This window comes from Verrucomicrobiota bacterium, assembly GCA_039027815.1.
Taxonomy (GTDB): domain Bacteria; phylum Verrucomicrobiota; class Verrucomicrobiia; order Verrucomicrobiales; family JBCCJK01; genus JBCCJK01.
In genome coordinates, this window is record JBCCJK010000025.1 from 36,843 (window position 1) to 42,966 (window position 6,124).

Sequence of the window (6,124 nt, forward strand, 5' to 3'; positions counted from 1 at the left end):
AATCTGGTGGTCCGATCAGCGGGAGTAAAACTCCACGATCAACTGCTCATTCACGATCGGATCGATGTCCTCGCGAATGGGGAGGCGGGCCATCTTGGCCGTCAATTTCTCGCGATCCACGGTCAACCAATCCACCTGCGGACGAGCTTGGGACTGATCCATGAGGCGCATCCCGAGTTGTTGGGAGCCGGCCGCTTCTCGCACCGCGATGTTCTGGCCGGGCTTCACCTGGTAGGACGGGATGTCGACGCGTTTGCCGTCCACCAAGATGTGCCCGTGACCGACAAATTGACGAGCTGCCCGCCGGGTGTTCCCGAGGCCAAGCCGGAAGACCACATTGTCCAGGCGGGTTTCCAAAAGTTGCAATAGGATTTCACCGGTCACCCCACGGGTGTTGGCAGCGGTCTCGTAATACTTCCGAAACTGCTTCTCCATGATGCCATACTGGAAACGAAGCTTTTGTTTCTCCGCTAACATAAGGGAGAAGTCCGAGTTCTTTTTGCGGGCGTTGCGGAGGCCATGCTGGCCTGGTCCGTAGCTGCGGCGCTCGAGCGCCTTGGAAGGCCCGAAAAGAGCCATGCCGAAGCGACGGTTGATGCGTTCTCTGGGTCCGGTGTAACGTGCCATGGTGAAGAAAGCGGAAGGGATTAGACGCGCCGGGCCTTGGGCGGGCGGCAGCCGTTGTGGGGGATGGGAGTGACGTCGCGGATGGCGGTGACTTCGATGCCGATCGCTTGGACGGCGCGGACCGCGGATTCGCGACCCGAACCCGGTCCTTTCACGCGGACCTCAGCTTCTTTCAGGCCATGGCTCATGGCTTGACGGCAAGCATCTTGAGAAACCACCTGAGCCGCATAAGCCGTGCTCTTACGAGACCCTTTGAAGCCCATTTTGCCGGCGCTGGCCCAGCCAATGCAGTTGCCATTGGCGTCCGTGACCGAAACGAGGGTGTTATTGAAAGTCGCCAAGACGTGGACAATCCCGGTATGGACGTTTTTGCTCTTCTTGGCTTTGAGGATCTTCGGCTGGCTGGCGGCGTCCGGGTCAAGGCTCAGGAAAATATCCTTCTTCTTATCTTCCTCGGCCTTGCGAGCGGCGGCCGTCTCCTCCGCAGCGGGCTCGGCCGGCTTGGCGGGAGCCTCTGGAGTCTCTGCGGTGGCCTCGGCCACGGGGGCGGCTTCGGGGGCGGAGGTCGTCTCGTCCTTTTCCTCGGCTTCGGGTTTCTTTGGTTCGTCTGACATGGTCGTTTCCAAATTACTTCTTCGCGATCACGCCCACGGTGCGGCGTTTGCCTTTGCGAGTGCGGGCGTTGGTTGAGGTCCGTTGCCCACGAACCGGAAGGCCGCGGCGGTGGCGGATCCCCCGGTAGCAGTTGATCGATTGCAGGCGCTTCATGTGCACTTGTTGCTCCCGCCGGAGATCGCCCTCAATCAGGATGTCGGAGCCGCCGATGACGTTGGTGATGGCCAAGATCTGGTCCTCGCTCAGCTCCCCTGCTCGGACCCCGGGATCGACATTAGCCAGGGCCAGAATGCGAGCGGCCGTCGTTCGGCCGATACCGTAGATGTAAGGCAGCGCCGCTTCGATGCGCTTTTCGTTCGGGATTTCGTTACCAAGAATTCGTGCCATGAGAGAAGGAGGTAGAGGTCAGCCTTGGCGCTGTTTGCAGCGCGGGTTCTTGCAAATCACACGCACCACTCCTTTCCGCCGAATGATTTGGCAGGATTCGCACATGCGCTTTACAGAAGATCTGACTTTCATCGAAAATGCAGGGATGGTTGGGGGTGCCTCATCCCGGAAAAACGCCGCTTTGCGTTCGTTCGCTCCGCCCTGAGACACAGTTCCCACGACGGCTGGCCGCGGGAGGGCTGAGTATCTAGCACCAAAGACCTTTGCCGCAAGGAGGGTTTTCTCCTTTTTTCTCCCCCTGTCCCGGGCCCCCAGCCTCCTTCCCATTTCGCTCTTGCCCGCCCTCCTGCCAAGGGTTCCAGTCGCCCCAACATGTTGGCTGTCGATTCCGTCTCCATTCAATTCTCCGGACGTGAGTTATTGAAGGACCTTTCCTTCGTGATTCGGCCGGGCGACCGGATTTCCTGCGCGGGTGCCAATGGAGCGGGCAAATCGACTCTCATGAAAATCCTGGCGGGGGCCCTCACTCCCGACTCCGGAAAGCTCCACGCCAAGAAAGGCCTCCGCATCGGCTACCTCCCGCAAGAAGGCATCCAGCTCGCTCAGAAGTCGGTCTACCAGGAAGCCGAGTCGGCTTTTGCTTCGGTCAAAAACATCGAGGCCAAAATCGAGGTCCTGGGACAGGACCTGGAAGAGCTGGACTCCAAGACGAGCGCTTACCACGATCTCCTCCATCGCATGGGCGAGCTGCAACTCCAACTGGACGGCTACGATCTCGCCAAGGTCCGACCGCAAATCGAAACCATCCTGACTGGCCTCGGCTTCCGCCACAGCGACCTCGATCGCGCGACCTCGGAATTCTCAGGGGGATGGCAAATGCGCATCGGCCTGGCCAAACTCCTCCTGCAAGCCCCCGACATCCTCCTCCTAGACGAACCCACCAACCACCTCGACCTCGATTCCCAGATCTGGTTGGAGCGCTACCTCGTGAGTTTCCCCGGGGCCATCCTCCTCATTTCTCACGACAAATCCTTCATGGACTCGCTGACCACACGGACCTTCGCCTTCCTCAACCGACGGATCGAAGAATACGCCGGCAACTACTCCTTCTTCCTCCGCGAAAGCGCCGCTCGCAAAGAACAGCTCCTGCAAGCCTACAAAGCGCAGCAACGCGAGATCGAAAAAACCGAGGACTTCATCCGACGCTTCCGAGCCAAGGCCACCAAAGCCTCCCAGGTCCAGTCCCGCATCAAGCAGCTCGAGAAAATCGAGCGCATCGAAATCGAAGAAGAGGAAAGCTCGGTTGGCTTCCGCTTTCCGGAGGCCCCCGCCAGTGGCCACGTTATGGTGCGACTGGAAAAAGTCACCCAGCGCTACGGCGAACTCACCGTCTTCCAAGACATCGAAATGGAGATCCAAAAAGGCGACCGCCTCGCCATCGTCGGTGTGAACGGCGCTGGCAAATCGACCTTCGTCCGCTTGCTGAGTGGTCGTGAGACACCCACTGCTGGCCTGCGCAAACCGGGGCACAAAGTCGAAATCGGCTACTACTCCCAGGACCATGCCGACTCCCTCGACCCCCATCTGAGCGTCCTCCAAACCATTGAGCAGTCCGTGCCTCGCGGGAGCACCGTCAACCCCCGCACCCTCGTGGGCGCGTTTCTCTTTCGGGGAGATGACGTGTTCAAGAGCGTCAGCGTCTTGAGTGGCGGAGAACGCTCGCGCCTGGCTCTCGCGAAAATGCTCCTGGAGCCCAGCAATTTCCTGATCTTGGACGAGCCCACCAACCACCTCGACATGCGCTCTCAAGAAGTCCTCCAGACCGCCCTCCAGGACTTCACGGGCAGCTACGCCATCGTGAGTCACAACCGCGCCTTCCTCGATCCCGTCGTCAACAAAGTCCTGGAATTCGCTCCCGGCCGCGCCCCTCGACTCTTCTTAGGCAATGTCTCCGACTACCTTGAAAAAAAAGAAACCGAAGCGCGCGAGGCCGAACGGACCAGCCGCAGCGCCTCCCAGCCAGCCCCGTCTAGCTCAGTCAGCCAAAATGGCAACCCCCCCACGAGCCTGAGCCGCAAGGAACAAAAACGCCGGGAAGCCGAGCGCCGCCAACTCCGCTCCAGCAAGCTCAAGCCGCTCGAGAACGAATTCGCCCAAGTCGAAAAACGGATCGAGGAATTGGAAAGCCAGCGCGGCCAAGTGATGCAACGACTGAACGACCCCAGCCAATGGGAGAGCCAAGAAGAAGGCAAAGTCCTCGCTCAACGCTATCAGGAAGTGGCCCAAGAGACGGAAACGCTCTATAGCAAGTGGGACAGTCTCAGCAGCGAGATCGAGCGCGTGGAGGCCGAACTGACTCCTTCCGAGTGAAAGCCACTCCCCCATCCAAAACCTAACCTTCTCCCTCCCCCCATGCTCGCCTTTTCCACCTGCTGGAATGCGGGTCGCCACCAAGAAGGCGAGCCCATGGTCGAGGAAATCCTCGAGCTAGGCTTTGACACCCTCGAGCTCAGCCACGGCATGCGCATCACCCTCCTCCCCGGGGTGGAAAAGGCCTACCGGGAAGGGCTCTATCGAGTCGCTGGAGTCCACAACTTCATTCCCTCTCCGGTCGAAGTCATGATCGATGCGCCGGATTGCTATGAATTCACGAGCAAGAACCGTTACGAGCGGGACCGCGCCCTCAAGCACACCTTCAAAAGCATCGAATTCGCGGCCTCAGTCGACGCCGAATACATCGTCCTCCACATGGGCAGCACTCCCTTGGCCGCGCTCAGCCAGGAGCTGGAGGCCATGGTCCAGCGGGGTCGCTTGAACTCGCGCAAATTCGTGAAGAAGAAGCTCGACTTCATCAAACAGCGCGAGCAGCTCAGCCCCCTCTACCTCAACCGCGCCCGCAAAGCGCTCGAACTCCTCCTCCCCCACGCCGAAGAACATCGCGTCCAACTCGGCATTGAAAGCCGAAGCCACTACCAAGACGTCCCCAGCGAACCGGAAATGATCCAGCTTCTGGAAGAGTTCGACTCCCCGTGGCTCGGCTACTGGCATGACTTCGGTCACGTCCAGCGCAAGGCCAACCTCTCCCTCCTCAACCATGAGCAGTGGCTCGGCAAGGTGGCCCACCGCTTGGTGGGCTGTCACCTCCACGACGTCCGCTGGCCTCTCCGCGATCATCGCGTGCCCCTCACTGGCCATATCGACTACGACGTGCTCCTCCCCCAAATCCGACCCGACGCCCCCATGGTCTGGGAACTCAGCCCCACCCGCCGGAAGGAAGAAATCCAAGCGGCTCTCCCGGCTTGGAAACACAAATGGGCCCAATTTCACGGAGCGGCCGCCGCATGAACCCTTTTCTCGACACCATCCGCGAGCTTTGGACGGGGATGGGCGACTCCCCCGCCCTCATCTTCCTGGCCTTTTGCCTCCTGCCAGCCCTTCCCCTCCCCATCAGCTTGACCCTGGCCTTCTTCGGCCCGCTCCTGATCGCGCAACTCGGCTTCGGACCCGCCTACAGCTTGATCCTGGTAGCGGAGGCTCTCTGCATGAGCTGGGCCTACTTCGTCTCGGCCCACCCGGGGAGAAAACTTATGCTGCGATTGCTAGCCTGGCGGAAAATCACACTGCCTGAATTCAGCCAAGGCGACCTCCTGCGCTTTCTCGTGGTCTTCCGCATCACGCCCGGCATTCCCTTCTTTCTCCAGAACATCGTGCTGGGGGTGCTGCGAGTGCCATTCTGGCCCTACCTCCTCCTCTCGATTCCCCCGCAAGCCCTCTACGCCTTCGCCTTCCTGAAAACCGGCCAAGGCCTCCTCGAAGGCGAAGCCGCCCCGCTCGTGATCGGCCTCGGCGTGCTCATCCTGGCGGCAGTCCTGGTATCCTGGCTGCGCAAGAAGGCCAAGCAGCGCGACAAAGAAGCCGAAGACCCATCGATCCAAGCTGAAGGAGAGGACCTCCCCTGAAGAGATCCCCTACTCGCAGATCAACTCTAATACCAAATCCAAGAAAGATTTGGACGATAGCGGAGCGGTTTTTGGGTTCTGGCAAGGCGGGAGTGGTCAGGCTGGACCGGGGTCCTGCCTGACCCGACCAACGCCGCCAGAAGCCAAAGGACGCCCGCCCCGCCTCTTCCCGCAGCCACAGGCTGCCTCAATTACCAACCCCATCACATCCTATCGTCCAAAGGTTTCTTGGATTTGGTATAAGGGACAGTTCACCACAACCGGACTCTTGCTGAATCCGCTCCGGTCTCTCGTGACGAAATGACCGACGCCCGCACCGGGATTAGCGAAATGGAGATCGACATCGCCACCGGCCTCACCACCAAAGTCATCCTCCCCGATGACAGCGAGCAGCAAAGCCGACAGCTACGGCCTGATCGACAAAGTCGTCATAGGCCACAACATCAACGGCGACCAGACCAACGCCGTCACAACCCGGGACTACACTTGGGAGAGTAACCGAGACCTGCTCAGCGGCATAGACCAAATCAATGGCA

7 protein-coding genes are annotated in these 6,124 nt (G+C 60.1%); 3 read left to right on the plus strand and 4 right to left on the minus strand.

Annotated features, from left to right (window positions below; translation table 11 throughout):
* Positions 1 to 15: 15 nt before the first annotated feature.
* Genes rpsD through rpmJ form a run of 4 tightly spaced genes read right to left on the minus strand, consistent with a single transcriptional unit; the run spans position 16 to position 1,761 of the window.
* Entirely contained in the window at positions 16 to 627 is a 612-nt protein-coding gene (gene rpsD, locus AAF555_08170) for a 30S ribosomal protein S4 (protein ID MEM6911547.1), read from the minus strand.
* A 20-nt stretch (positions 628 to 647) separates the two neighbouring features.
* Positions 648 to 1,241, minus strand: coding sequence for a 30S ribosomal protein S11 (gene rpsK / locus AAF555_08175; GenBank protein ID MEM6911548.1), 594 nt, complete (start codon positions 1,239 to 1,241; stop codon positions 648 to 650).
* Positions 1,242 to 1,254: 13 nt separating this feature from the next.
* Positions 1,255 to 1,629, minus strand: a complete 375-nt coding sequence (rpsM, locus tag AAF555_08180) for a 30S ribosomal protein S13 (protein ID MEM6911549.1) — start codon at positions 1,627 to 1,629, stop codon at positions 1,255 to 1,257.
* A gap of 18 nt (positions 1,630 to 1,647) precedes the next feature.
* On the minus strand, positions 1,648 to 1,761 hold the full coding sequence (rpmJ, locus tag AAF555_08185) for a 50S ribosomal protein L36 (GenBank protein ID MEM6911550.1): 114 nt from the start codon (positions 1,759 to 1,761) through the stop codon (positions 1,648 to 1,650).
* Positions 1,762 to 2,001: 240 nt separating this feature from the next.
* Between rpmJ and AAF555_08190 the strand changes: the two genes are divergently transcribed.
* The 3 genes from AAF555_08190 to AAF555_08200 are packed head-to-tail and all read left to right on the plus strand — an operon-like array spanning position 2,002 to position 5,588.
* Positions 2,002 to 3,999 (plus strand): ABC-F family ATP-binding cassette domain-containing protein, encoded by a 1,998-nt coding sequence (locus AAF555_08190; GenBank protein ID MEM6911551.1) that lies wholly within the window; start codon positions 2,002 to 2,004, stop codon positions 3,997 to 3,999.
* 42 nt (positions 4,000 to 4,041) lie between these two features.
* Positions 4,042 to 4,974 (plus strand): sugar phosphate isomerase/epimerase, encoded by a 933-nt coding sequence (locus AAF555_08195; protein MEM6911552.1) that lies wholly within the window; start codon positions 4,042 to 4,044, stop codon positions 4,972 to 4,974.
* Positions 4,971 to 5,588, plus strand: a complete 618-nt coding sequence (locus tag AAF555_08200; GenBank protein ID MEM6911553.1) for a hypothetical protein — start codon at positions 4,971 to 4,973, stop codon at positions 5,586 to 5,588. Before AAF555_08195 ends, AAF555_08200 begins: the two co-directional genes overlap by 4 nt.
* The last annotated feature ends 536 nt before the right edge of the window (positions 5,589 to 6,124 follow it).

What these genes read in the sequence shown, in the direction of transcription:
- rpsK (MEM6911548.1), bottom strand. Translation starts at nt 1,241, where the DNA reads ATGTCAGACGAACCAAAGAAACCCGAAGCCGAGGAAAAGGACGAGACG.
- rpsM (MEM6911549.1), bottom strand. Translation starts at nt 1,629, where the DNA reads ATGGCACGAATTCTTGGTAACGAAATCCCGAACGAAAAGCGCATCGAA.
- AAF555_08190 (MEM6911551.1), top strand. Translation starts at nt 2,002, where the DNA reads ATGTTGGCTGTCGATTCCGTCTCCATTCAATTCTCCGGACGTGAGTTA.
- rpsD (MEM6911547.1), bottom strand. Translation starts at nt 627, where the DNA reads ATGGCACGTTACACCGGACCCAGAGAACGCATCAACCGTCGCTTCGGC.
- AAF555_08200 (MEM6911553.1), top strand. Translation starts at nt 4,971, where the DNA reads ATGAACCCTTTTCTCGACACCATCCGCGAGCTTTGGACGGGGATGGGC.
- rpmJ (MEM6911550.1), bottom strand. Translation starts at nt 1,761, where the DNA reads ATGAAAGTCAGATCTTCTGTAAAGCGCATGTGCGAATCCTGCCAAATC.
- AAF555_08195 (MEM6911552.1), top strand. Translation starts at nt 4,042, where the DNA reads ATGCTCGCCTTTTCCACCTGCTGGAATGCGGGTCGCCACCAAGAAGGC.